A 20174-nucleotide genomic window follows, 5' to 3' on the forward strand; every position below is an offset into this window, starting at 1 on the left:
CCGTGCAGCGACGGCTCGACTCCCCTCGATAGGGGACGACGATCTCATCCCGAGACGCCCCAATGATGTCATGCAGGAGACTTCGCAGCGACGGCGCAAGATGCGCGAACTGGCGGCCACGGAAGTGGCCAGGCTTTGGGAAGACAACGCCGACGCATGGGCTCGACAGGCCCGGCTCGGCGTCGACGTCTTCCGTGACCTCCTCAACACGCCCGCCTTTCTCGCGCTGCTGCCGCCGATCGCCGGCCTGCGCGGCCTGGACGTCGGCTGCGGCGAAGGCGCCAACACGCGGCACCTCGCCGGGCTCGGCGCGAAGATGTCGGCCGTCGACATCGCACCCACCTTTGTGCGCTACGCGCAGGCCAGCGAAGCCTGCGACCCGCTCGGCATCGACTACGCCATCGGCGACGCGATGCAGCTGCCGTTCGACGATGGCGCCTTCGAATTCGTCACCGCCTTCATGTCCCTGATGGACATGCCGGACCCGGGACGCGCGCTGCGGGAGATTCGCCGCGTGCTGCGGCCCGGTGGCTTCGTGCAGTTCTCAATCCTGCATCCGTGCTTCGTGCCGCCGCGCCGCAGGGTGCTGCGCAACCGCAAGGGCAAGGCGCGCGCGATCGAGATCGGCGACTACTTCGAATCAACCGAGGGGCGCGTGGACTGCTGGTGGTTCTCAACGCTCACGGGCAAGGAACGCCACGAGGTCGCGCCCTTTCGCACGCCGATCTTCCACCGCACGCTGAGCCAGTGGTTCGACCTTCTCGCCGCGGCCGGGCTGGTCGTCGAGAAGCTGGGCGAGCCCACGGCCGGCACGGCCCCGCACGCGAACCATCCCGTGATCGAAGACACCCGCGTGGCGCCGATGTCGCTGCACGTGCGCGCCCGGCGCGCCGGCGACTGATCGCCTCGGCGACCCTTCTTCGATGTGTTTGACACGCGTCGAAACCCCAGCGCAATATCGACGCCCACCCGCATCCAACGTCCATTCGAGGAGAACGCCATGACACTGAAACTTCGGCTGCGTGCGGCGCTGGCCGCCACCTGCATGTCACTGGCGATGGCGGCCTTGCCCGCGCGCGCCGCAGATCTTCCGCTGGTCACCGGCGAGCAATGGACCGCCTCGAGCGAGGCCGTCAAGAAAGCCTACCTGGTCGGCATCGCCAACCTGGTGCAGGTGCAGACCGCGTACTTCGCCGCCAACCCGCCGACCGATGCGCAGAACTTCGTGCCGCGCCTCGCCAGGGGCATGCAGGGCCAGACACTCGACAGCGTGCGCGAAGGCCTCGACCGCTGGTATGCGGCCAACCCGACCAAGCTGAAGCGGCCGGTGCTCGACACCCTCTGGTTCGAGATGGCCCTGCCCGGCCTGCAGAAGAACAAGTAACGGAGAGCGACATGAAACGACTTCACTGGATGGCGATCGTCTCGGCGATCGCGCTGATGGCAGGCTGCACCGACATGACGCCGCAGCAACAGGGAACCATGAGCGGGGCGGCGATCGGCGCGGCGGGCGGCGCCGGCATCGCGGCCATCTCGGGCGGCGACGCCTGGACCGGTGCCGCCATCGGCGGCCTCGCCGGCGGCGTGGCCGGCAACATCAGGGGCGGCAGGCAGCAACAGATGGGCTGGTGAGGCGGGTGGTGGCACCGCAGGCCAAGCGCATTGTCCTGGCGGCGCTGCTGCTGTTGCCGCTGTCGGTGCTCGCGCTGAACACATCGACCACGCGCGCAGTCAACATGCGCACCGGGCCCGATCGCTTCTTCGAAGTCATGACGGTCCTGCCCGCACGCACCTCGGTCCGGGTGACGGGTTGCATCGCCAGCTGGCGCTGGTGCCAGGTGGTCACGCGGCGCCACCGGGGCTGGGTGGATTCACGCTACCTGCAGGATCCGGTTCGCGGACGGGTCCCGGTCGTCGACGACCGGGGATCGTCGCGGCCACCGCCGGCGCGGCCGAGAGACACGCCGGTGCGGCCCGCCGGCTAGAGCCGCCGGACTCAGCGCTCGACGCGCGGCTTCAAGGTCGTGAAGTCGAGGAACGCCGTCTGCTCGAAAGACTCGTCCCGCTCGGGTGCCGGCTCCGGCTTGGCGAAATCCATGAAATCGGTCGGCTCGAAGCTGATGTCGCGGCGGGGCGCAACCGGCGCCCGCGCATGCCGCTCCTTGGCACTCTCGCGCAGCCGGGCGAGGTCGGCGCGGACCTCCTCGAGCGAACGCATGGTCTTGGCCGGCGACTGCGCTTCGGCTGCCTTGGCCACGATCGGCGCCGCAGCCACGGCAGGCACCGGAGCGGGGACGACGGGCATGACGACCGCCGGCACGTCGACCGGTTTCGCCGCCTCGCGCACCGGCATCGACGCATCGGACGCGATCGGCATCGGCCGGGATGCCACCGTCCTCGGCGGCGTCGGCATCGGCGTCTCGGGCCGCAGCCTGGGTGCGGCCGAAGCCACCACGCGCGGCGCCGAACGCACCGTCCGGCGCCGGCCGAACAGGAGCCGAAGGCGACTGCGGAGTCGATGCAATGTTCCGAGGAAGGGCGTAGCTTTCATGGGCGGGGCGAGCGGGATTGAAGCGATTGTGAAACGACCTCAATGAAGCCGAAAGGTTTACAACTCGCTGTATACCGAGATTTGCGTACAAATGCACGGAACCGTTCAGGACTCTGTCGCCTTTCGCGCGACAAGTGCCATCTCCCGCCTCCCCGGAACGCCGTCCGGTCAGCCGGCCAGTTCGCTCAGGGTCTTGCCTTGGGCCAGCGCTTCCTTGAGCCATCGGGGCTGCGGACCCCGGCCGGTCCACGAATGGCCGGCATCGTCGCGGTAGATCACGGTCGACGGGCGGCGCTGCGCGCGCGCCGCCTTCCTGGCAGGTGGCGCGGTGTTCGCGGCCGCGCCCGAAACCCGGAAGTCTTCAAGGGAGCGGCCGGCCGCCAGTGCCTCGCGCAGCCAGCGGGGACGGGGGCCGCGTCCCGACCAGTCGCCGCCGGCGCCGTCGCTGTAGCGGGTCCCCGTCGCGGTCGACTTCCTGGTGCCCCGCGCCGCCTTGGGACCCGCACCCGAGCCGCCGAAGCCCAATTGCTGCGCAGTCAATCCGTAGTGGGAGATCGCGACCTTGATGCGGTCGATCACGCCGGCGACCTCCTTGTCGCGCAGGCTGTCGGCCTGGCGCTGAAGCAATGCGATCTTCTTTTGAATCTGAGCGTATGTCGTCATAGGCACTACTACCCTGTGATTGAGAAAGGAGCCATAGCTTAGTCCCTGTGCCGCCCGGGCCGATTCCGCCTACCTGCCGAGCACCTTCAAGGCGTTCTTCGACCACTCGACCCACATGCTCTCCAGCAAGATTCCGGCCTGCAGCACCAGGTGCTGCACCTGCCTCTGGCGCGAGTCCGCCGTGTCGGCGAAATCACGCGCTTCGATCTCGCGATAGACCGAGAGATTGCGCCGATGGATCTCCAGCCGCCGGACGATCTCCTTGTCGAGTCCGGTCGCCCCCAGTGCGGCGTCGGCACGCAGGCGGACCATCAAGGTGTCGCGCAAGGGCGTGGGGTCTTCGATCTCGAGCACCCAGCGCTTCAGTTCCTTGCGCCCGGCAGGAAGGATCTTGTAGGTGCGCTTGCGGCCCCTGCCCTGCTCTGCCGGCAACGACTGCACCCAGCCCGAATCTTCGAGCCGCGCGAGCTCACGGTAGATCTGCTGGTGCGTGGCCTGCCAGAAATAGGCGATGGACCGGTCGAAGCGGCCCGCGAGTTCGGACCCGGAACCGGGCCGCTCGACCAGCGCGGTCAACAAGGCGTGGGGCAATGACATCGATCGCGATTGTAATTGCAACCAGTTGCATGAACGAGAGAACTCGGGCACATTTATGCAACCCGTTGCATAGACATGAGACCTCGATGAACCACTACCCCCACCTGATGAAGCCGATGGAGCTGGGCTTCACCTCGCTCAAGAACCGCGTACTGATGGGCTCGATGCACGTCGGCCTCGAAGAAGCCCCGCAGGGCTTCGAGCGCATGGCCGCCTTCTATGCCGAGCGCGCGCGCGGCGAGGTCGGACTGATCGTGACCGGCGGCATCTCGCCCAACGAGCGCGGCCGCCCGATGAAGCACGGCGCGGTGCTCGCCACCGAGCAGGAGGCCGATCGCCACCGCCTCATCACGCAGGCGGTGCATGCCGAAGGCGGCCGGATCGCGATGCAGATCCTGCACTTCGGCCGCTATTCGTACCAGCCGTCGCTGGTGGCGCCGAGTGCGCTGCAGGCGCCCATCAACCCCTTCGTGCCGCATCCCTTGAGCAGCGAGGAGGTCGAGCAGACGATCGAGGACTTCGTGCAGTGCGCCGCACTCGCGCGGCACGCGGGCTACGACGGCGTCGAGATCATGGGCTCCGAGGGCTACCTGATCAACGAGTTCATCGCGGCCTGCACCAACCACCGCGACGACGAATGGGGCGGCGACTACGCCCGGCGGATGCGCTTCCCGGTGGAGATCGTGCGCCGGGTGCGCGAACGGGTCGGCGAGCGCTTCATCATCGTCTACCGGCTCTCGATGCTCGACCTGGTCGAGGGCGGCTCGACGCTCGCCGAAGTCATCGAACTGGCCCAGGCGATCGAGCGGGCCGGCGCCACCATCATCAACACCGGCATCGGCTGGCACGAGGCGCGCATCCCGACGATCGCCACCAAGGTGCCGCGCGGCGCCTATGCCTGGGTCACCCAGCGGCTGATGGGCAAGGTCGGCATCCCGCTGGTGGCGACCAACCGCATCAACACGCCCGAGGTCGCGGAGCGGCTGCTGGCCGAGGGCTGCTGCGACATGGTCTCGATGGCCCGGCCGCTGCTCGCCGATGCCTTCTTCGTGCGCAAGGCGCGCGAGGGCCGCGGCGACGAGATCAACACCTGCATCGGCTGCAACCAGGCCTGCCTCGACCATACCTTCGCGGGCAAGATCACCTCCTGTCTGGTCAACCCGCGGGCCTGCCACGAGACCGAGCTGCGGATCGATGCGGCGCCCGAGCCCAGGCGCATCGCCGTCGTCGGCGCCGGGCCGGCCGGCCTGAGTTTCGCGGTGACCGCCGCCGAGCGGGGCCACGCGGTGACGCTGTTCGAATCCGCGGGCGAGATCGGCGGCCAGTTCAACATCGCCAGGAAGGTGCCCGGCAAGGAGGAGTTCAACGAGACGCTGCGCTATTTCCGGCGCCAGATCGAACTGCGCGGCGTGCAATTGCGATTGAACACGCGGGTCGGGGCCGAGGCGCTGAAGAACGGCGGCTTCGACGACATCGTGCTGGCCACCGGCATCGTGCCGCGGGTGCCGGCGATCGAGGGCATCGACCATCCGAAGGTGCTCGGCTACCTCGACGTGCTGCGCGACGGCAGGGAAGTGGGCGACAGCGTGGCGGTGGTCGGCGCCGGCGGCATCGGTTTCGACGTCAGCGAGTTCCTGCTGCACGAGGGCGAAAGCCCGAGCATGGCGCCCGAGAAGTTCTACGCCGAGTGGGGCGTCGACACCGCCTACGCCGAGCCCGGTGGCCTTCGCGCCCCGCGGATGGCGCAGGCGCCGCGCAAGGTCGCACTGCTGCAGCGCAAGGACAGCAAGGTCGGCGACCAGCTCGGCAAGACCACCGGCTGGATCCACCGGACCTCGCTCAAGGCCAGGCGCGTGTCGATGACGCCCGGCGTCGGCTACCGGCGCATCGACGATGCCGGCCTGCACATCACGGTCGACGGCCAGGACCGACTGATCGCCGTCGACCACGTGGTGATCTGCGCCGGGCAGGAGCCGCAGCGCGAGCTCTACCAGGAACTGCAGGCGCAGGGCTTGCGCGTGCACCTGATCGGCGGTGCCGACGTGGCCACCGAACTCGACGCCAAGCGCGCCATCGACCAGGGCACGCGACTGGCCGCAAGCATCTGATCCGTTTCACGAACCTCAGGACAGGAGACTCTCGATGACTTCGAACCTCACCCGGCTGAAGCCGGCCGTCGCCACCTCCCTCGCCGCCTGGCACGACATGATCGCTCGCCGCGACCTGAGCCAGCTGGCGACCATCGTGCATCCCGATGCGTCGTTCCGCTCGCCGATGGCGTTCAACGCGTATGCGCCGGCCGAAGCCGTGCTGCTGGTGCTCGGCACCGTCATCGACGTGTTCGAGGACTTCGCCTACCACCGCGAGCTGGCCAGCGACGACGGCCTGAACGTGGTGCTTGAGTTCAGCGCCCGCGTCGGCGACAAGAAGCTCAAGGGCATCGACCTGGTCCGGTTCGACGAAGACGGAAAGATCGTCGAGTTCGAGGTCATGGTGCGCCCGCTGAGCGGCCTGCAGGCGCTCGGGCAGGCCATGGGCGAGCGACTCGGCGCCAGGCTGCCGGCGTTCAAGAGCCCGGGCTGAGCGGGTACGATGCGGGCCCGCAGCGCTCCTTGCGCTCCGCAAACGCCCTCCGACCCGCACGCCATGACCGCCGCCAGAAAACCCGCTTCCTCCACGCCTTGCCTGCGGGTGTCGCCCAGCGGGGTCCACGGACTCGGCGCCTTCGCCACCCGGGACCTGCCCGCCCAGGCCCTGCTGGGCCTCTACGAGGGCCGCCGCTACACCGCCGAACAGGTCGCCGCCCGCAAGTGGAATGACCAGCTCACCTATCTGTTCATGCTGTCCAACGAGGAGATCATCGATGGCGGCAAGGGCGGCAACGCCACCCGCCACCTGAACCATTCGTGCAATCCGAACTGCGAGGCGGTGGAGGAATACGACGAGGCGGGCCGCCTCGAGCTCAGGTTCCAGACCCTGGTGCCGGTGGAAGCCGGCGACGAGCTCTTCATCGACTACGGCCTCACGGCCGACGACGGCTCATCGCCTGCGGACTATCCGTGCCACTGCGGTGCCGAGAACTGCCGCGGCACGATGCTGGACCTGGCGCCCGAAGCCGAGCCGCATCCCGGCCTGGTGGCGCGATAGCGTTCAGCGCAACGGCAGCGCGAGGGTCGCGGCCAGCGGCAGCGCATCGATGCGTTCGCCGCTCGCGACCACGACGGCCCGGCTGGGCGACACCTCGGCCAGGGTGCGCCAGAGGCAGCGGATCGAGGCCGCATCGAGACCGCCGGTCGGCTCGTCGAGCAGCAGCAGCGGCCGGCTCGACGCCAGCGCGGCCGCCAGCCAGACCTTGCGCTTCGAGCCGGTCGACAGCATGAACATCGACTTCTCGAGATGCGGCGCGAGCGCGAACCCGTCGACCACACGCTGCCAGAGTGCCGCGTCGAAGCCGACGTCGCCCTCGCGCAGCGCGGCCGTGCACGCGGACACCGTCAATGGATCGAAGGCGTCGGTCGCAGGATCGACGAAGAAGACGCTGCGGCGATAGCGCTCGGGATCTTGGTCCAGCCGGACGCCGTTCAGACTCAATTGACCGCGCGCGGCCAGGGTCCCGGCCAGCACCCGCAGCAAGGTGGACTTGCCGCTGCCGGTGTCGCCGTGCAGCAGCGTCACGCCGGCGCCGATCGACGCCGTCCACCCGGTGGCGAGCGCCGGCTGGCCGGGATAGGCGAAGCCGAGATCGCGGATGTCGAGCACCGGTCGCTCGCCGGCCTGCTCGCGCGTCACGCTTTCGACAGGCGCCGCCGCGCCTTGACCGCGGTCGCCAGCCCTTCGAGCACCGGCACCGTCTGCGCGAAGCCGATGCAGGCATCGGTGATCGAGACGCCGTGCTTGAGCGGGACGCCCGGCTTCAGGTCCTGCCGGCCTTCTTCGAGATGGCTCTCGATCATCACACCGGTGATGCGGCGCTCGCCGGCCGCGATCTGCGCCGCCACGTCCCCGGCCACCACGATCTGCCGCTGGTGCTGCTTGCTGCTGTTGCCATGCGAGACGTCGATCATGACCTGGGGCCGGAGGCCGTTCGCCAGCAGCGCCTCGCAGCTGGCCGCCACGTCGGCGGCCGAATAGTTGGGGGCCTTGCCGCCGCGCAAGATCACGTGGCAGTCGTCGTTGCCGCGGGTCTCGAAAATCGCCGCCATGCCCATCTTGGTCATGCCCATGAAGGCATGCGGCGCGCGGGCCGCGAGGATGGCGTCGGCCGCGACCTTGACGCTGCCGTCGGTGCCGTTCTTGAAACCGACCGGGCAGCTCAGGCCCGAGGCCAGCTGGCGATGGCTCTGGCTCTCGGTGGTGCGCGCCCCGATGGCGCCCCAGGCGATCAGGTCGGCAATGAACTGCGGGCTCAGCAAGTCGAGGAACTCGGTGCCGGTCGGCAGACCCAGGGTGGTGAGTTCGAGCAGCAGGCGCCGCGCGCGCTCGAGGCCCTCGTTGATCGCGAAGCTGCCGTCCAGGTGCGGGTCGTTGATGTAGCCCTTCCAGCCCACGGTGGTGCGCGGCTTCTCGAAATAGGCGCGCATCACGATCAGCAGGTCGTCCTGCAGCGAATCGGCCACCACCTTGAGGCGCTGCGCGTATTCGATCGCCTGGTCGTGGTCGTGGATCGAGCAGGGGCCGACCACGACCACCAGCCGGTCGTCGCGGCCGTGCAGCACGTCGGCGATCGCGGCGCGGCTGCCCTCGACCAGCGCGAGCGTGTTGTCGCGCACCGGCACGCGCTCCTGCAACAGCGCCGGGGTCATGAGCGGGCGCACCGCGCCGATGCGCACGTCGTCGATCCGGGTGGTATCGAGGGTGCTGTCGCGGGAGCCGATTTCGGCATCGTGGAGGGGATCGTCGAGACGGGACATGGTCGTGGCTGTGATTTCGAGCGGAATTTCCCCGATTGTCCTCCGGACCGCGCCCTCAGCCGGCGCGCCTGCCCCGCGGCCGGGCGGGGGCGGGTTCGCTCAGCAGCGCCTGGGCGACGCCCGGCACGACCTCGATGCTGGGCGGCCGCACCGGCGCGTGCCAGGTGACCGCCTGCCACAGCGGCAGCACCATCAGCGCCGGGCTGGCGTTCGCCAGGTCGGCCAGGCTGTAGCGGTCGAGTTCGTCGAGGAAGGCCTGCATCGCGCGCGCCAGCACCGCGGCCAGTTCGCAGCCGCCGGTCAGCACGCAGCGGTTGTCGTCGCCGAAGCACTCGACCAGCGCGAAATCGCTCTCGAGGTGGCGCACGATGGTGCCGATCCTGAGCTTCGAAGGATGTGCCGCCAGCCGCATCCCGCCGTTGCGCCCCCGCACGGTCTCGACCCAGCCCGACTTGCCCAGCAGATGGGTGACTTTCATGAGATGCGCGTTCGAGATGTCGAAGGCCTTCGACAGATCGGCGATCGTGACCAGCGAATCGGTGCGGGTCGCCAGCACCAGCAGCACGCGCAGGGAGTAGTCGGTGAAGAGCGTCAGTCGCATAAGCTGCATTTTATGTATTGCTTTGAAGTCGTGCCGACTTTAAGATACATGTCATGTATATGTTAAAGGCACCCCCACCGACGGGCCTGCCGCTGCTGCGGCTGGCCTTCCGCCCCTTCTACCTCGGCGCGGCGGTCGCCGGCGTGGCCTGGATGGCGCTGTGGGCGGCACTCCTGAGCGGCCACGCCGCACTGCCGAACCGGCTGCCGCCGATCTACTGGCATGCGCACGAGATGCTGTTCGGCTTCGTCGCCGCCGTGATCGTCGGTTTCCTGCTGACCGCGGGCAAGGTCTGGACCGGCCTGCAGACGCCGCGCGGCGCGCCGCTGGCGGCGCTCTGGCTGCTCTGGCTGGCGGGGCGCATCGCGTCGGTGGCGGCGCCGGCGCCGGTCTTCGCGGCGATCGACACCCTGTTCCTGGTCGCCGCCGCGCTGGTCTTCGCCGCCCTGATCCTGCGCGCGCGCAACACGCGCAACCTCAAGGTGGTGGTGGTGCTGGCGCTGCTGGCGGCGGCCAATTCGGCATTCCACCTGGGTTCCATCGGCGTGTCCTGGGCCGATCCGATGCGCGCGCTGCATGGCGGCCTGGCGCTGATCGTGATCCTGGTCTCGATCGTCGCCGGCCGCGTGATACCGGCCTTCACCCAGAGCGTCACCCCGGGCCTGCGGATCACCGAGCCGCGCTGGCTGACGCCGGCGGCCGTCGGCTGCACGGCGCTGGGCCTCGGCCTGTGGGTCGCGGGAACCTTCGGCGCGCTCGGTGCCGCCACGCTGGCCGTCGCCGCCGTCCTGCAAGGACTGCGACTCGGCCGCTGGGCGCCGGCGGCGAGCCGGCGGCGGCCGATCCTGTGGGTGCTTCACGCCTCCTATGCGTGGCTGCCGGCCGGCCTGGCGCTGCTGGCTGCCGCCGAGGCCGGCTGGATCGGCAGCGCCGCCGGCGTGCACGCGCTGGCGGTCGGCTGCATCGGCGGCCTGGTCATCGGCATGATGACCCGGACTGCCCGCGGCCACACCGGCCGGGACCTGACGGCCTCGCGCAACGAGATCGCGGCCTATGCGCTGGTGATGGCGGCGGCGCTGGTGCGGGTGGCCGCCCCTGGGCTGCCGCCGCAGTGGCAAGGCACGGCGCTGTTCGTCGCGGCGGGTGCGTGGACGCTGGCGTTCGCGCTCTTCCTCGCCCAGTTCTCGCCGTGGCTCGCCAGCCCGCGGGCGGACGGCCGCGATGGCTGACCGGCGCCGCAAATAGGGCTTGCCGGCGTGATCTTTTTCCTTGGCGCGCCTGCGCGGCTTCGATTCAATCCCATGCCAGCACATGAGTTTGAACCCATCGCACATGAAGCCTGACCTCAGCCTCGTCATCGAAGAACCCATCGCCGGCCACTACTACTGGATGGTCGTGCGACCCGGCGGATGGCTGCGACTGGGGCCTTGCGAGGTGGTCGATGCGGGCAGCGGGCCGCTGCCGTCCTACCAGGCGGCGCAGGCGGCGGGCAACCGGGTGCTGGCCAGCTTCCAGCCGGTGGTCGAGCGGCCGACGCCGAGCGGCTTCGGCGGCGCCTGGGACATCATGACGATTCCGGGTGCGCTGACCTGACGCGGCCTTCCGCCAGCGCCGCGTGCAGGGCATCGACCGCCTGCCGCCAGGCCTGGACCGCGGCGCGCTGTTCGGCGTCCGCATCCCGCTCTTCCTGCGGCACCCTGGCGGCATCGCGCAGGTGGCGCTCCTGCAGCGGCAGGCGGCGGGCTGGAAACGGCGGCACCGGGATGCCGGCCTTGCGAAGGATCTTTTCTTTCCGATGAAGCGTGAGCATGGCGAGACTGAGGGTTTCTACCCCCAGTCTCGGGCTGCGCGTCGCCCGGTTGAATAGTGCATTTGCACCATTGCGCACGGCGCGCGGGATTGGCATGTCCGCGGGGTCGGCGGCATGGCAAGCAAGCCGCGCCGGGCCGTGCCGAGGCGGCAGGAAGACATGCGTCCCAATGCACGATGTCCCAAATTCCCAAGTGAATGTCCCAAATTTGCAATTCGTGGCAGGGTTTGAAGTCTCAAACTTGCGGTCGACCACAACGGAGACACCGCGATGCAACTGCATGTTCGAGCCGCCGCCGCGGCACTGGGAATGACCCTCGCCTGCGCGGCCTGGGCGTGGCCCGAGAAACCCATCAAGCTCGTCGTCGCCGCCCCGGCGGGCGGCACCATGGACATCGTGGCCCGCGTGGTGGGACAGCAGTTGTCCAGCGACACCGGGCAGCCTGTGGTGGTGGAAAACAAGCCCGGCGCAGGCGCGGCGATCGGGATCCAGGCCATGCTGCAGGCGCCCGCCGATGGCTACACCCTGGCCATCACGGCGAGCAACGCACTGGCTGAGATTCCGCACGTGATGAAGCCGCCCTACGACGCGCTGAAGGACGTGCTGCCCATTGCCTCGCTGGCGCGCTCGGGCGTGGTGCTGGTCACTTCCGCCACGGTGGCGGCGACCGACTTCAAGAGTCTGCTGGCCTCTCTGCGGACCCGCAAGGGCAGCGGCACCTATGCCAGCTACAGCCCTGGCACCGTCTCGCACTACGCGGGGCTGATCCTCAGCGACAAGGCCGGGCTGGACCTTCAGCATGTGGGCTATCCGGGCTCGCCGCCGGCGTTGCAGCATGTGCTCGGCGGGCAGGTGGACATCATGTTCGACGGCATGCTCACTTCCGTGCCGCTCATCAAGGCGGGCAAGCTGCGGGCCTACGCCTTCTCCGGGGCCAGGCGCTCGCAGCATCTGCCTGAGGTTCCCACGATGACAGAGCTGGGCTATCCCGAAGTCCAGTTCATGGGCTGGGTGGGAATGATCGGATCGCCCAAGCTCAAGCCCGAGTTGCTGGCCCAGATCCAGAAGGCCGTGGCCAAGGCCGCCGGCGCTCCCGCCGTGCACCAGAAGCTGCTCGACGTGGGCCTGGAGCCTGAGATCAACACCGACACGCCCGCGCTGCAGCGCGAAACGCGCGAGATGTCCGAGCGCAACGCCGCCATCGTGCGCAAGTACGAGATCAGGATGTGAAGGGAGCAAGGCCATGAACGTGCGACGACTCAAATCCGCCCCGCGACATTCCCTACTGAAATCGAAACCACAAGTCTTTCCGCCGGAGTACCCATGAACTTCCTCGATGGCCACCTGTTCCCCGAAAACCAGCAGCCCCTGATCATCACCGCCGCGCCCTACGCGCCGGGCTGGCTGCCGTCCGACTTTCCCGAAGACATCCCGGTCACCATGGAGGCGCAGATCCAGAAGGCCGTGGACTGCTACAACGCGGGCGCGACGGTCCTGCATCTGCACGTGCGTGAACTCGACGGCAAGGGCAGCAAGCGCCTGAGCAAGTTCAACGAACTGATCGCGGGCGTGCGCAAGGCGGTGCCGGAAATGATCGTCCAGGTGGGCGGCTCCATCAGCTTCGCGCCGGAAACCGAAGGCGCAGCCGCCAAGTGGCTCAGCGACGACACCCGCCACATGCTGGCCGAGCTGGAGCCCGTGCCCGACCAGGTGACGGTGACCGTGAACACCTCGCAGATGAACGTGACCGAGCAGGCCGAGGACGCGGACTTCGAAGGCACCTCGCGCCAGATCCCGGCCATCTTCAACGCCTACAAGGAAATGACCGTGCCCGCGCAACCCGGCTGGGTCGAGGAGCATATTCGCCGCCTGACCAGGGCGGGCATTCAGAGCGCCTTCCAGTGCTACAACATCAACAGCTTCGAGTCGGTCGAGCGCCTGATGCGCAAGGGCGTCTACCAAGGCCCGCTGGTGATGAACTGGGTGGCCATTGGCGGTGGCATGGATGCGCCCAGCCTCTACAGTCTGGCCAACTTCGTGCGCGCCGTGCCCGATGGCGCCGTGCTCACCGTGGAAAGCAATGTGCGCAACGTGCTGCCCGTGAACATGTGGGGCATTGCGGCGGGCCTGCATGTGCGCTGCGGCACCGAGGACTGCCTGTGGAACCAGAAGCGCAGCGCCAAGGCCAGCACCGTGTCGCAGATCGAGCAGTTGGTGCGCATCTCCGAAGAGTTCGGCCGGCCGATCGCCACCGCCAGGCAGGCCCGCGAGATCAGCAGGATCGGCGTGTTCTACGACACCGTGGAAGAGTCGCTGGCCGCCAACGGCTTTGCGCCCAACCGCAACGGAGGCAACCAGGGCTTCCTGCGCAAGGTGTTCACGGCCTGAGTCAGCCGGTCACCTGCCGGCGCCATTGCGTCACGCTGCAACCGAAATGCGCGCGAAACCAATGACTGAATCCGCTGGGCGCAGAAAAGCCCAGCAGGTGGGCGATTTCGGCCGCGGTCATGTTGCTGCCGCGCAGATGGCGCAGCGCCAGTTCGCGCCGTACTTCGTCCAGCAGCACGATGAAGCTCAGCCCCTCGGCGCCGAGATGGCGGTGCAGCGTGCGTCGGTCCATGCGCAGGTGGCGGGCTACCGCGTCCGCGGTGCAGCGGCCTCCGGGCAGCAAAGCCTGGATGAGTTCGCGGCAGGTCTCGCTGGCCCGGTTGCCCCGTTGTTGCAAGGCTGACTCCAGGTAGTCGCGGGCAAAGCGGGCCATGCCAGGGTCTTGCGTGCTGCGCGGCTGCCGCAGATCCGCCGCTTGGCAGACGATGCCGTTGAACGGCTGGTCGAACAGCACGCTGCAACCGAAGAAGGCCCGGTGCGCCGCCATGTCGGCGGGCGGCGCATGTGTGAAGCACACCCTGCGCGGTCGCCAGCGGGAACCGATCAGTTCCTTCAGGATATGCAGCATCACCCCCAGCGCCAGCTCCATCGACTGACGCGTCGCCAGGCCGGGAATGGGCAGCAGGTCGTCGCGGATGATGGTGCAGTCCCCCTCATCGTCGATGCGCGTGATCAGCGAAGCGTTGAGCAGCTTGCGGTAACGGCACAGCGCGTCGAGCGCCTCGCGCGGCGTGGCGGCCTCGCGCAGCACCAGGCTGACCGGCCCGAGGTTGGACAAGGGCCGGCGCGCCGCCAGCCGCAGCGCGAAGTCCTCCGCGCCCGTGGCGCGAGCCGCAAGCTCCAGCGCCTCGCGCACCGCGTTGTTGGGAATCAGCGCCTCCGGGTCTTGCAGCAGCCGCGCCGACAGGCCCACCTTGCGCAGCAGCGCTTGCGGGTCGCCGCCAAGCGCGCGCACCAGGTCGCTGTACCCGCTCAGGCTGGCACTGCGGATGAGGCTGCCGAACGCACTTGTCATTTGTCTCCACCCTGTGAACCCCGAGTTGGCGCGAAGCGTACCAGCCGATCATCCGGCGCCGCGGCGGCGACGGAAGCGCCCGCGCGCGGCCTTCGTGATCGCCACCACGCAAGGATGGGTGACGCGGCGCTCGACCGAGATCGCGAAGAACTCCTCGATCAGCCCGGCGGCACGGCCGATCACCTCGACACCGTACTGGGTGCAGGTCTCTTCCTCGAGCACCTCGGGCGTCATGAAGACGCCGCGGCCCTCGCCGCCGAAGGCCTTCAGCAGCGCGGCGTCGTCGAATTCGCCGATAGCCCGCGGCCGCAGCCGGTGCTCGGCCAGCCACAGGTCGAGCCGCTGGCGCGCGGCCGACGAGGCGCCCTGGATCAGCATCGGCGCGCGGTCGAGGCACTGCGGGAACTCGCCCCTGAGCGTGCGCCGGAGCGCCGGGGTCGCGAAGAAGCTCATCGCCGTCGTGCCCAGCGTGTGGTTGAAGGCCTTGACGCCGACCTGCCGGCCCATCGGCTCGTCGGCGATCACCAGGTCGATGCGCTGCACCGACAACTGCCCGAGCAGGTCGCGGAAGTTGCCTTCGTGGCAGATCAGCCGCACCGGCTCGGCGATGCCGAGCGCCGGCTCGAGCAGGCGGTAGGCGATCGACTTCGGCACCGCATCGGCGATGCCGACCCGGAAGTCGAGCGCGCGGGCACCCTCGCCGCGGCTGCCGAGCGCCGCCTCGAGTTCGGCGCCGAGCGCGAAGATCTGGTCGGCATAGCTCAACGCCGTGCGCCCCTCGGGCGTCAGCTCGAGCCCGCGGCCGCGCTTCTGGAACAGCGGGCTACCCAGGCTGTCCTCGAGCAGCTTGATCTGCCCCGACAGCGTCTGCGGCGTGATGTGCAGCTGCTCGCTGGCGCGCACGATGCCGCCGGCCTTGGCGGCGGCCCAGAAGTAGTGCAGGTGCTTGAAGTTCATACTAGCCTCAATCCTACGGAAAACTCGAATGAATGGTGTCAAAAATTCGACTTTTCTCGAAGGCTATATCGCCCTAGAGTGGGCCTCATGCGCGTGTACACGCGTGGTTTTTCCAACCTACCAAGGACATTCGAATGAACGACAACATCCAGGTCTACGGCTCGCCCTACGCGGCGACGCCGGCCGCCGCGCAGCGCAACCAGGTGCTGCGCAACACCTACTGGCTGCTGGCGCTGTCGATGGTGCCCACCGTGCTGGGCGCCTGGCTCGGCCTCTCGACCGGCCTGGCGCGCGCGATGTCGCCCGGCATCTCGATGGTGGTCTTCCTGGCCGGTGCCTTCGGCTTCATGTTCGCGATCGAGAAGACCAAGAATTCGGCCGCCGGCGTGCCGGTGCTGCTGGGCTTCACCTTCTTCATGGGCCTGATGCTGTCGCGCATGCTGGGCGTGGTGCTGGGCATGCAGAACGGCGCCAGCCTGGTGATGACGGCCTTCGCCGGGACCGGCGCGATCTTCCTCGGCATGGCCAGCCTGTCGTCGATCATCAAGCGCGACCTGTCGGCGATGGGCAAGTGGCTGTTCATCGGCGCCATCCTGCTGCTGGTGGCCGGCATCGCCAACTTCTTCATCCAGTCGGGCGCGCTGATGATCACGCTGGCGGTGCTGGCGATCGGCATCTTCTCGGCCTTCATCCTGCACGACCTCAAGCGCGTCAAGGACGGCCACGAGACCAACTACATCACGGCCACGCTCGGCGTCTACCTGAGCCTGTACAACGTGTTCCAGTCGCTGCTGATGCTGCTGGGCCTGGGCGGCAGCCGCGAGGAATGAGCATGACGGACACGGAGTCCCGCGCCATCGTCACGCTGGCTCTGATGGCGGCTTTCGCCGACGGCGACAAGCACGCGCGCGAACGCGAGGAAATCAAACGCATCGCCGACGGCTTCTCGCGGGCCGAAGCCATCAATCTGCCGACGCTCTACCAGGACGTGCTGATGCAGCGCGTCTCGGTCGCCGACCTGGGTGCGCAGCTGCGCAGTCACGGCGCCAAGCAGTTGGCCTACGAGATGGCGGTCTGCGTCTGCGATGCCGATGGCGCGCACTCGGAGGCCGAACGCGGCTTCCTGGCCGATCTCCGCGCATCGCTCGGACTCGATGCCGCGGCTTCGGCCGCGTTCACCGATGAGGCGCAGGCGATCGCGGCGGCGCCTCTGGCCGCGGGCGCCGCGCCGGCGGCACCGGGCGGCGGGCCCGACCCGGCCGAACTCGACCAGGCCATCTTGAACGCCGCGATCCTGAACGGCGCGCTCGAGCTGCTGCCCGAGACGCTCTCGACCATGGCCATCATCCCGCTGCAGATGAAGCTGGTCTACCGCGTCGGCAAGGCCTACGGCTTCGAGCTCGACAGCGGCCACATCAAGGACTTCGTCGCCACGGTCGGCGTCGGCCTGACCTCGCAGTACCTGGAGCAGGCCGGCCGAAAGCTGCTCGGCGGCCTGCTGGGCAAGGTCGGTGGCGGCCTGCTCGGCGGCCTCGGCAAGCAGGCCGTGAGTTCGGGCATGAGCTTCACCACCACCTACGCGCTCGGCCATGTCGCCCGACGCTACTACGCGGGTGGACGCCAGCTGTCGACCGAGATGCTCAAGGGCGCCTACGCCAGCGTGATCCAGGAGGCGCAGGGGCTGCAGACGCGCTATCTGCCGGCGATGCAGGAGAAAGCCCGCACGCTGGACCCGCGGCAGGTGCTGTCAATGGTGCGCGGAGGCTGAGTCAGGGGGCGGACGCCGGGTGGTCCTTCGACCCCCAGAACTTCCACCAGGGCCGCGCCGCCGGTATCGACTCGGGCGGCAACTGCTGGAGTTGGCTGGCACGCAGCCGCTGGCGGCACTCGACCTCCAGCGCGTGGGCGATGCCGAAGGCCTCGCGGTCGCCGCGCGAGGCCTGGGCGCGCCAGCTCACGGCCAGGCGCACGAGTTCTTCGTCGTCGATGTCGGCCAGCTGCGCCGGGGTCGGCACGCTCGAACTCATGGCTGATGGCGCCAAACTGCGCTTTTCGCGGGATACATGGGGACGATTATTGCGCATCCGCTCCCACTGTCCGACCGGTTAAGCAGCGGATTCACAACGCCGCGCCGAAGATTCTTTTTGGCTGCACCTGCATCCAATCGCGCCGTCGGCGGGTAGTTCCGGCAGCAGCAAGCCGCTGCCCACCCAACCACCGAAGGAGTTTCCCATGCGTCACCTCATCCCGTCGCGCCCCGTCGTCGCCGCACCGTTGCTGGCCGCCGCCCTGCTGACCGCCTGCGGCTCGATGCCCAGCTCCGGATCGGCTTTCTCGCAGGCCTCGCTGCCGGCCCCGATCCAGGTGCCGGCAGGCCACAAGGTCGCGCTGGAAACCGTCGGCGTCGGCGAGATCACCTACGAGTGCCGCGACAAGGCCGGCGCGCCCGGCCAGGCGGAGTGGGTGTTCGTCGGGCCCAAGGCGGTGCTGACCGACCGCAGCGGCAAGGCGGTCGGCCGGTACTACGGACCGCCCGCCACCTGGGAGGCCAACGACGGCTCGAAGCTCACGGCGACGCAGCTCGCGGTCGCGCCCTCCGGGCCCACCAGCCTGCCCTACCAGTTGGTCAAGGCCAACCCGGCGACTGGCAGCGGCGCGATGAGCGGGGTCACGTATATCCAGCGGGTCGCGCTCAAGGGCGGTATCGCACCCGCCAGCGCCTGCACGCCGGCCGCCAAGGGCCAGCAGCAGACCGTGCGCTACCAGGCCGACTACATCTTCTGGAAAGCCGCCTGAGCCCGGGGGCCGGATGCGGGCCGTCGACTACGATGGCGCCTCCATCGCCTAGCACCGACCCGCTTGCCCGCCACCGACCCTTTCGACCACGACGCCGCGCTGGCCGCCTGCGCGCGCGGCGACCGGCAGGCGCTGGCGCAGATCTACGGCCTGGAAGGCCGCTACCTGCTGGGCGTGGCGCTGCGCATCGTGCGGCAGCGCCAGTCGGCGGAAGACGTGCTGCACGATGCCTTCGTCAGCATCTGGCAGCGGGCCGGATCCTTCGACCCGGCCCGCGGCGCCGGACGAGGCTGGATCTACAGCGTGGTGCGGCATGCGGCGCTGAACTGGGTCCGCAGCCATGCGCGCGAAGTGCCGGTCGACGAAGAAGGCCAGGCCGCGCTCGAAGACGAAGTGGCGCTGGCCCGCCATGCGACCCAGCTCGATCCGGCCGAGACGCGGGTGGACCTGGGCCGGCTCGAGGCCTGCCTGGAGCGGCTCGAAGCCGAACGCAGGGAGTGCATCGTGCTCGCCTATCTCGATGGCTGCTCCCACGGGGAAATCGCGCAGCGCACGCAGAAGCCGCTGGGCACCGTGAAGTCCTGGATCCAGCGCGGCATGCGCTCGTTGCGCGAATGCATGGCATGAACCCGAACGACACCACACCCCCGTCCGCCGACGACGCCCTCGACGCGCTGGCCGGCGACTACGTGCTCGGCACGCTGTCGGCCACCACGCGCCGCGAGGTCGAGGCGCGCATGCGGCGCGAGCCGGCGCTGCGCGAGGCCGTGGAAGCCTGGGAAGAACGCCTGCATCCGCTGGTGGCGCTCGCCGAGCCGGTGGAACCATCGCCCGCGCTCTGGCGCCGCATCGACGCCAGCGTGTCGGCCGCGGCAGCGCCTCGCCGCACCGCCAGCCGCACCGGCTGGTGGAGCAGCCTGCAACTCTGGCGCGGGCTGGCCGGCGCCGGCTTCGCTGCGGCCGCCCTGATGGCTGCCGTGCTGGTGACACGCATTGAGCCGGCGCCCGCCACGCAGTTCATCGTGGTGCTCGTTGCGCCGCAGGACAAGGCCCCGGGCTGGGTGGTGCAGGCGGCCGCCGATGCGCGCCGGCTGAGCCTGACGCCGCTCGGCAGCATCACGGTGCCGAGCGACAAGTCGCTGCAGTTCTGGACCAAGGCCGACGGCTGGCGTGGCCCGGTGTCGCTGGGCCTCGTCACGCCGGGCCAGACGCTTCAGGTACCGCTCGACAAGCTGCCGCCACTGGAGCCGAACCAGCTGTTCGAACTGACCCTCGAGCCAGCGAACGGCTCGCCGCTCGATCGGCCGACCGGGCCGATCCAGTTCATCGGCCGGGCGGTGAAGGTTCTCTGACGGGCTTCAGCGGAGGCGCCGGCCCGCGCCTGTCCTCAGTGGCGGGCGAGTTCGTGCCGATCGGCGGCCGCGAACAGGTCGTCCGAGAAGCTGCGATCGGTGCGGGCGAAGGTCCATGCCCATTCGCGGACCGCATCGGCTTCGGCCTTGCGCGACAGCGGGGCCTCGGGCGCCGCCGCCTTCCAGCCGGTCAGCAGCCGGATGCCGAAGCCCAGGACACGCGACAGGGCGTACGAAGCCGGCGACGAACCGGGTGCGTCGACGGAAAGGCCATTGGCAAGAATCGTGGACATGAGATGGGTTCTCCAGGGGAGCGACGCCAGGACGGGGTCGCGTACGGGCTCAATTATAGGGTTAACCCTAGTTTCTTGCTGGCCGAGCGGCTGCAGGGGTGATGTACATCCTGTTGCTCAATAAGTAAAAACCCTTAATTTTTGGCACGCGTATTGCTGCACTGCAGCATAAGACGACAGCATGCCCCAACGATGTGCTGCGACAGCGGAGACGCCCCTGGTCCTGAAAAAGCCACCCCGT

General features: G+C 68.9%; 28 protein-coding genes. 17 read left to right on the plus strand and 11 right to left on the minus strand.

Annotated features, from left to right (window positions below; genetic code table 11):
- The first annotated feature begins 70 nt into the window (after positions 1-70).
- The 4 genes from QZH52_RS10090 to QZH52_RS10105 all read left to right on the plus strand — a co-directional run bounded on the left by QZH52_RS10090 (position 71) and on the right by QZH52_RS10105 (position 1985).
- Complete coding sequence (locus QZH52_RS10090; protein ID WP_301807611.1) at positions 71-901, plus strand: class I SAM-dependent methyltransferase; 831 nt, start codon at positions 71-73, stop codon at positions 899-901.
- Positions 902-1000: 99 nt separating this feature from the next.
- Positions 1001-1384 (plus strand): hypothetical protein, encoded by a 384-nt coding sequence (locus tag QZH52_RS10095; RefSeq protein WP_301807613.1) that lies wholly within the window; start codon positions 1001-1003, stop codon positions 1382-1384.
- 11 nt (positions 1385-1395) lie between these two features.
- Complete coding sequence (locus QZH52_RS10100) at positions 1396-1632, plus strand: YMGG-like glycine zipper-containing protein (protein ID WP_301807619.1); 237 nt, start codon at positions 1396-1398, stop codon at positions 1630-1632.
- Between the two features lie 5 nt (positions 1633-1637).
- Positions 1638-1985 (plus strand): SH3 domain-containing protein, encoded by a 348-nt coding sequence (locus tag QZH52_RS10105; RefSeq protein WP_301807621.1) that lies wholly within the window; start codon positions 1638-1640, stop codon positions 1983-1985.
- 11 nt (positions 1986-1996) lie between these two features.
- On the opposite strand, the gene QZH52_RS10110 is transcribed toward QZH52_RS10105, so the two are convergent.
- On the minus strand, positions 1997-2305 hold the full coding sequence (locus tag QZH52_RS10110) for a hypothetical protein (RefSeq protein WP_301807624.1): 309 nt from the start codon (positions 2303-2305) through the stop codon (positions 1997-1999).
- On the opposite strand from QZH52_RS10110, the gene QZH52_RS10115 reads away from it, so the two are divergent.
- Positions 2304-2597, plus strand: coding sequence for a hypothetical protein (locus tag QZH52_RS10115; RefSeq protein ID WP_301807626.1), 294 nt, complete (start codon positions 2304-2306; stop codon positions 2595-2597). The genes QZH52_RS10110 and QZH52_RS10115 overlap by 2 nt on opposite strands.
- 122 nt (positions 2598-2719) lie before the next feature.
- Here QZH52_RS10115 and QZH52_RS10120 read toward each other — a convergent pair whose 3' ends face one another.
- Together QZH52_RS10120 and QZH52_RS10125 are read right to left on the minus strand one after the other, a co-directional pair.
- The gene (locus QZH52_RS10120; protein ID WP_301807629.1) at positions 2720-3214 is read right to left on the minus strand and encodes an H-NS family nucleoid-associated regulatory protein; all 495 of its coding nucleotides are present in this window, start codon (positions 3212-3214) and stop codon (positions 2720-2722) included.
- Between the two features lie 69 nt (positions 3215-3283).
- A complete protein-coding gene (locus QZH52_RS10125) occupies positions 3284-3811 on the minus strand; it encodes a PadR family transcriptional regulator (RefSeq protein ID WP_301807631.1) in 528 nt (175 codons plus the stop codon).
- An 86-nt stretch (positions 3812-3897) separates the two neighbouring features.
- Here QZH52_RS10125 and QZH52_RS10130 point away from each other — a divergent pair, with 86 nt between their 5' ends.
- From QZH52_RS10130 to QZH52_RS10140, 3 genes are all read left to right on the plus strand, one after another.
- Complete coding sequence (locus QZH52_RS10130) at positions 3898-5919, plus strand: NADPH-dependent 2,4-dienoyl-CoA reductase (RefSeq protein ID WP_301807633.1); 2022 nt, start codon at positions 3898-3900, stop codon at positions 5917-5919.
- Between the two features lie 34 nt (positions 5920-5953).
- The gene (locus tag QZH52_RS10135; protein ID WP_301807636.1) at positions 5954-6394 is read left to right on the plus strand and encodes a nuclear transport factor 2 family protein; all 441 of its coding nucleotides are present in this window, start codon (positions 5954-5956) and stop codon (positions 6392-6394) included.
- A 63-nt stretch (positions 6395-6457) separates the two neighbouring features.
- A complete protein-coding gene (locus tag QZH52_RS10140; RefSeq protein WP_301807641.1) occupies positions 6458-6958 on the plus strand; it encodes an SET domain-containing protein in 501 nt (166 codons plus the stop codon).
- Positions 6959-6961: 3 nt separating this feature from the next.
- On the opposite strand, the gene QZH52_RS10145 is transcribed toward QZH52_RS10140, so the two are convergent.
- Genes QZH52_RS10145 through QZH52_RS10155 form a run of 3 tightly spaced genes read right to left on the minus strand, consistent with a single transcriptional unit; the run spans position 6962 to position 9331 of the window.
- On the minus strand, positions 6962-7600 hold the full coding sequence (locus QZH52_RS10145; RefSeq protein ID WP_301807645.1) for an ABC transporter ATP-binding protein: 639 nt from the start codon (positions 7598-7600) through the stop codon (positions 6962-6964).
- Entirely contained in the window at positions 7597-8721 is a 1125-nt protein-coding gene (locus tag QZH52_RS10150; protein ID WP_301807648.1) for a 3-deoxy-7-phosphoheptulonate synthase, read from the minus strand. The genes QZH52_RS10145 and QZH52_RS10150 overlap by 4 nt, the downstream gene beginning before the upstream one ends.
- A 55-nt stretch (positions 8722-8776) precedes the next feature.
- The gene (locus QZH52_RS10155) at positions 8777-9331 is read right to left on the minus strand and encodes an RrF2 family transcriptional regulator (RefSeq protein ID WP_301807651.1); all 555 of its coding nucleotides are present in this window, start codon (positions 9329-9331) and stop codon (positions 8777-8779) included.
- A gap of 44 nt (positions 9332-9375) precedes the next feature.
- Between QZH52_RS10155 and QZH52_RS10160 the strand changes: the two genes are divergently transcribed.
- On the plus strand, positions 9376-10551 hold the full coding sequence (locus QZH52_RS10160) for an NnrS family protein (protein WP_301807653.1): 1176 nt from the start codon (positions 9376-9378) through the stop codon (positions 10549-10551).
- 103 nt (positions 10552-10654) lie between these two features.
- Positions 10655-10915, plus strand: a complete 261-nt coding sequence (locus QZH52_RS10165) for a hypothetical protein (protein ID WP_286526013.1) — start codon at positions 10655-10657, stop codon at positions 10913-10915.
- Here the strand turns inward: QZH52_RS10165 and QZH52_RS10170 are convergent.
- On the minus strand, positions 10887-11132 hold the full coding sequence (locus tag QZH52_RS10170; protein WP_301807656.1) for a hypothetical protein: 246 nt from the start codon (positions 11130-11132) through the stop codon (positions 10887-10889). The genes QZH52_RS10165 and QZH52_RS10170 overlap by 29 nt on opposite strands.
- A gap of 270 nt (positions 11133-11402) precedes the next feature.
- Between QZH52_RS10170 and QZH52_RS10175 the strand changes: the two genes are divergently transcribed.
- Complete coding sequence (locus QZH52_RS10175) at positions 11403-12362, plus strand: Bug family tripartite tricarboxylate transporter substrate binding protein (RefSeq protein ID WP_301807660.1); 960 nt, start codon at positions 11403-11405, stop codon at positions 12360-12362.
- A gap of 93 nt (positions 12363-12455) precedes the next feature.
- Complete coding sequence (locus QZH52_RS10180; RefSeq protein WP_301807662.1) at positions 12456-13520, plus strand: beta-keto acid cleavage family enzyme; 1065 nt, start codon at positions 12456-12458, stop codon at positions 13518-13520.
- A gap of 1 nt (position 13521) precedes the next feature.
- Here QZH52_RS10180 and QZH52_RS10185 read toward each other — a convergent pair whose 3' ends face one another.
- Together QZH52_RS10185 and nhaR are read right to left on the minus strand one after the other, a co-directional pair.
- Entirely contained in the window at positions 13522-14535 is a 1014-nt protein-coding gene (locus QZH52_RS10185; RefSeq protein WP_301807664.1) for an AraC family transcriptional regulator, read from the minus strand.
- A 48-nt stretch (positions 14536-14583) separates the two neighbouring features.
- Entirely contained in the window at positions 14584-15492 is a 909-nt protein-coding gene (gene nhaR, locus QZH52_RS10190; protein WP_301807667.1) for a transcriptional activator NhaR, read from the minus strand.
- A gap of 134 nt (positions 15493-15626) precedes the next feature.
- Between nhaR and QZH52_RS10195 the strand changes: the two genes are divergently transcribed.
- Both QZH52_RS10195 and QZH52_RS10200 read left to right on the plus strand, forming a co-directional pair.
- Entirely contained in the window at positions 15627-16322 is a 696-nt protein-coding gene (locus QZH52_RS10195) for a Bax inhibitor-1 family protein (RefSeq protein WP_286526004.1), read from the plus strand.
- Positions 16323-16324: 2 nt separating this feature from the next.
- Positions 16325-17260 carry a YcjF family protein gene (locus QZH52_RS10200; protein WP_301807674.1) on the plus strand — a complete coding sequence of 312 codons (936 nt, stop codon included), beginning with the start codon at positions 16325-16327 and terminating at the stop codon, positions 17258-17260.
- A gap of 1 nt (position 17261) precedes the next feature.
- On the opposite strand, the gene QZH52_RS10205 is transcribed toward QZH52_RS10200, so the two are convergent.
- Positions 17262-17519: a hypothetical protein gene (locus QZH52_RS10205; RefSeq protein WP_286526000.1), complete on the minus strand. Its 258-nt coding sequence runs from the start codon at positions 17517-17519 to the stop codon at positions 17262-17264.
- Between the two features lie 205 nt (positions 17520-17724).
- Here QZH52_RS10205 and QZH52_RS10210 point away from each other — a divergent pair, with 205 nt between their 5' ends.
- The 3 genes from QZH52_RS10210 (at position 17725) to QZH52_RS10220 (ending at position 19640) form a co-directional block, all read left to right on the plus strand.
- Positions 17725-18288 (plus strand): DUF3455 domain-containing protein, encoded by a 564-nt coding sequence (locus QZH52_RS10210; protein ID WP_301807678.1) that lies wholly within the window; start codon positions 17725-17727, stop codon positions 18286-18288.
- 63 nt (positions 18289-18351) lie between these two features.
- Positions 18352-18915, plus strand: coding sequence for a sigma-70 family RNA polymerase sigma factor (locus QZH52_RS10215; RefSeq protein WP_301807680.1), 564 nt, complete (start codon positions 18352-18354; stop codon positions 18913-18915).
- On the plus strand, positions 18912-19640 hold the full coding sequence (locus tag QZH52_RS10220) for an anti-sigma factor (protein ID WP_286530345.1): 729 nt from the start codon (positions 18912-18914) through the stop codon (positions 19638-19640). The genes QZH52_RS10215 and QZH52_RS10220 overlap by 4 nt, the downstream gene beginning before the upstream one ends.
- 35 nt (positions 19641-19675) lie before the next feature.
- On the opposite strand, the gene QZH52_RS10225 is transcribed toward QZH52_RS10220, so the two are convergent.
- On the minus strand, positions 19676-19933 hold the full coding sequence (locus tag QZH52_RS10225; RefSeq protein ID WP_301807683.1) for a hypothetical protein: 258 nt from the start codon (positions 19931-19933) through the stop codon (positions 19676-19678).
- Between the last annotated feature and the right edge of the window lie 241 nt (positions 19934-20174).

It is taken from the genome of Variovorax ginsengisoli (assembly GCF_030486595.1).
In the GTDB taxonomy this organism is placed as follows: domain Bacteria; phylum Pseudomonadota; class Gammaproteobacteria; order Burkholderiales; family Burkholderiaceae_C; genus Variovorax; species Variovorax ginsengisoli_B.

Excerpts from the sequence above, each read along its gene's own strand:
- QZH52_RS10090 (WP_301807611.1), top strand. The coding sequence starts at position 71 with ATGCAGGAGACTTCGCAGCGACGGCGCAAGATGCGCGAACTGGCGGCC.
- QZH52_RS10095 (WP_301807613.1), top strand. The coding sequence starts at position 1,001 with ATGACACTGAAACTTCGGCTGCGTGCGGCGCTGGCCGCCACCTGCATG.
- QZH52_RS10100 (WP_301807619.1), top strand. The coding sequence starts at position 1,396 with ATGAAACGACTTCACTGGATGGCGATCGTCTCGGCGATCGCGCTGATG.
- QZH52_RS10115 (WP_301807626.1), top strand. The coding sequence starts at position 2,304 with ATGACGACCGCCGGCACGTCGACCGGTTTCGCCGCCTCGCGCACCGGC.
- QZH52_RS10110 (WP_301807624.1), bottom strand. The coding sequence starts at position 2,305 with ATGCCCGTCGTCCCCGCTCCGGTGCCTGCCGTGGCTGCGGCGCCGATC.
- QZH52_RS10120 (WP_301807629.1), bottom strand. The coding sequence starts at position 3,214 with ATGACGACATACGCTCAGATTCAAAAGAAGATCGCATTGCTTCAGCGC.
- QZH52_RS10125 (WP_301807631.1), bottom strand. The coding sequence starts at position 3,811 with ATGTCATTGCCCCACGCCTTGTTGACCGCGCTGGTCGAGCGGCCCGGT.
- QZH52_RS10130 (WP_301807633.1), top strand. The coding sequence starts at position 3,898 with ATGAACCACTACCCCCACCTGATGAAGCCGATGGAGCTGGGCTTCACC.
- QZH52_RS10135 (WP_301807636.1), top strand. The coding sequence starts at position 5,954 with ATGACTTCGAACCTCACCCGGCTGAAGCCGGCCGTCGCCACCTCCCTC.
- QZH52_RS10140 (WP_301807641.1), top strand. The coding sequence starts at position 6,458 with ATGACCGCCGCCAGAAAACCCGCTTCCTCCACGCCTTGCCTGCGGGTG.
- QZH52_RS10150 (WP_301807648.1), bottom strand. The coding sequence starts at position 8,721 with ATGTCCCGTCTCGACGATCCCCTCCACGATGCCGAAATCGGCTCCCGC.
- QZH52_RS10155 (WP_301807651.1), bottom strand. The coding sequence starts at position 9,331 with ATGCAGCTTATGCGACTGACGCTCTTCACCGACTACTCCCTGCGCGTG.
- QZH52_RS10160 (WP_301807653.1), top strand. The coding sequence starts at position 9,376 with ATGTATATGTTAAAGGCACCCCCACCGACGGGCCTGCCGCTGCTGCGG.
- QZH52_RS10165 (WP_286526013.1), top strand. The coding sequence starts at position 10,655 with ATGAAGCCTGACCTCAGCCTCGTCATCGAAGAACCCATCGCCGGCCAC.
- QZH52_RS10170 (WP_301807656.1), bottom strand. The coding sequence starts at position 11,132 with ATGCTCACGCTTCATCGGAAAGAAAAGATCCTTCGCAAGGCCGGCATC.
- QZH52_RS10175 (WP_301807660.1), top strand. The coding sequence starts at position 11,403 with ATGCAACTGCATGTTCGAGCCGCCGCCGCGGCACTGGGAATGACCCTC.
- QZH52_RS10180 (WP_301807662.1), top strand. The coding sequence starts at position 12,456 with ATGAACTTCCTCGATGGCCACCTGTTCCCCGAAAACCAGCAGCCCCTG.
- QZH52_RS10185 (WP_301807664.1), bottom strand. The coding sequence starts at position 14,535 with ATGACAAGTGCGTTCGGCAGCCTCATCCGCAGTGCCAGCCTGAGCGGG.
- nhaR (WP_301807667.1), bottom strand. The coding sequence starts at position 15,492 with ATGAACTTCAAGCACCTGCACTACTTCTGGGCCGCCGCCAAGGCCGGC.
- QZH52_RS10195 (WP_286526004.1), top strand. The coding sequence starts at position 15,627 with ATGAACGACAACATCCAGGTCTACGGCTCGCCCTACGCGGCGACGCCG.
- QZH52_RS10200 (WP_301807674.1), top strand. The coding sequence starts at position 16,325 with ATGACGGACACGGAGTCCCGCGCCATCGTCACGCTGGCTCTGATGGCG.
- QZH52_RS10205 (WP_286526000.1), bottom strand. The coding sequence starts at position 17,519 with ATGAGTTCGAGCGTGCCGACCCCGGCGCAGCTGGCCGACATCGACGAC.
- QZH52_RS10210 (WP_301807678.1), top strand. The coding sequence starts at position 17,725 with ATGCGTCACCTCATCCCGTCGCGCCCCGTCGTCGCCGCACCGTTGCTG.
- QZH52_RS10220 (WP_286530345.1), top strand. The coding sequence starts at position 18,912 with ATGAACCCGAACGACACCACACCCCCGTCCGCCGACGACGCCCTCGAC.
- QZH52_RS10225 (WP_301807683.1), bottom strand. The coding sequence starts at position 19,933 with ATGTCCACGATTCTTGCCAATGGCCTTTCCGTCGACGCACCCGGTTCG.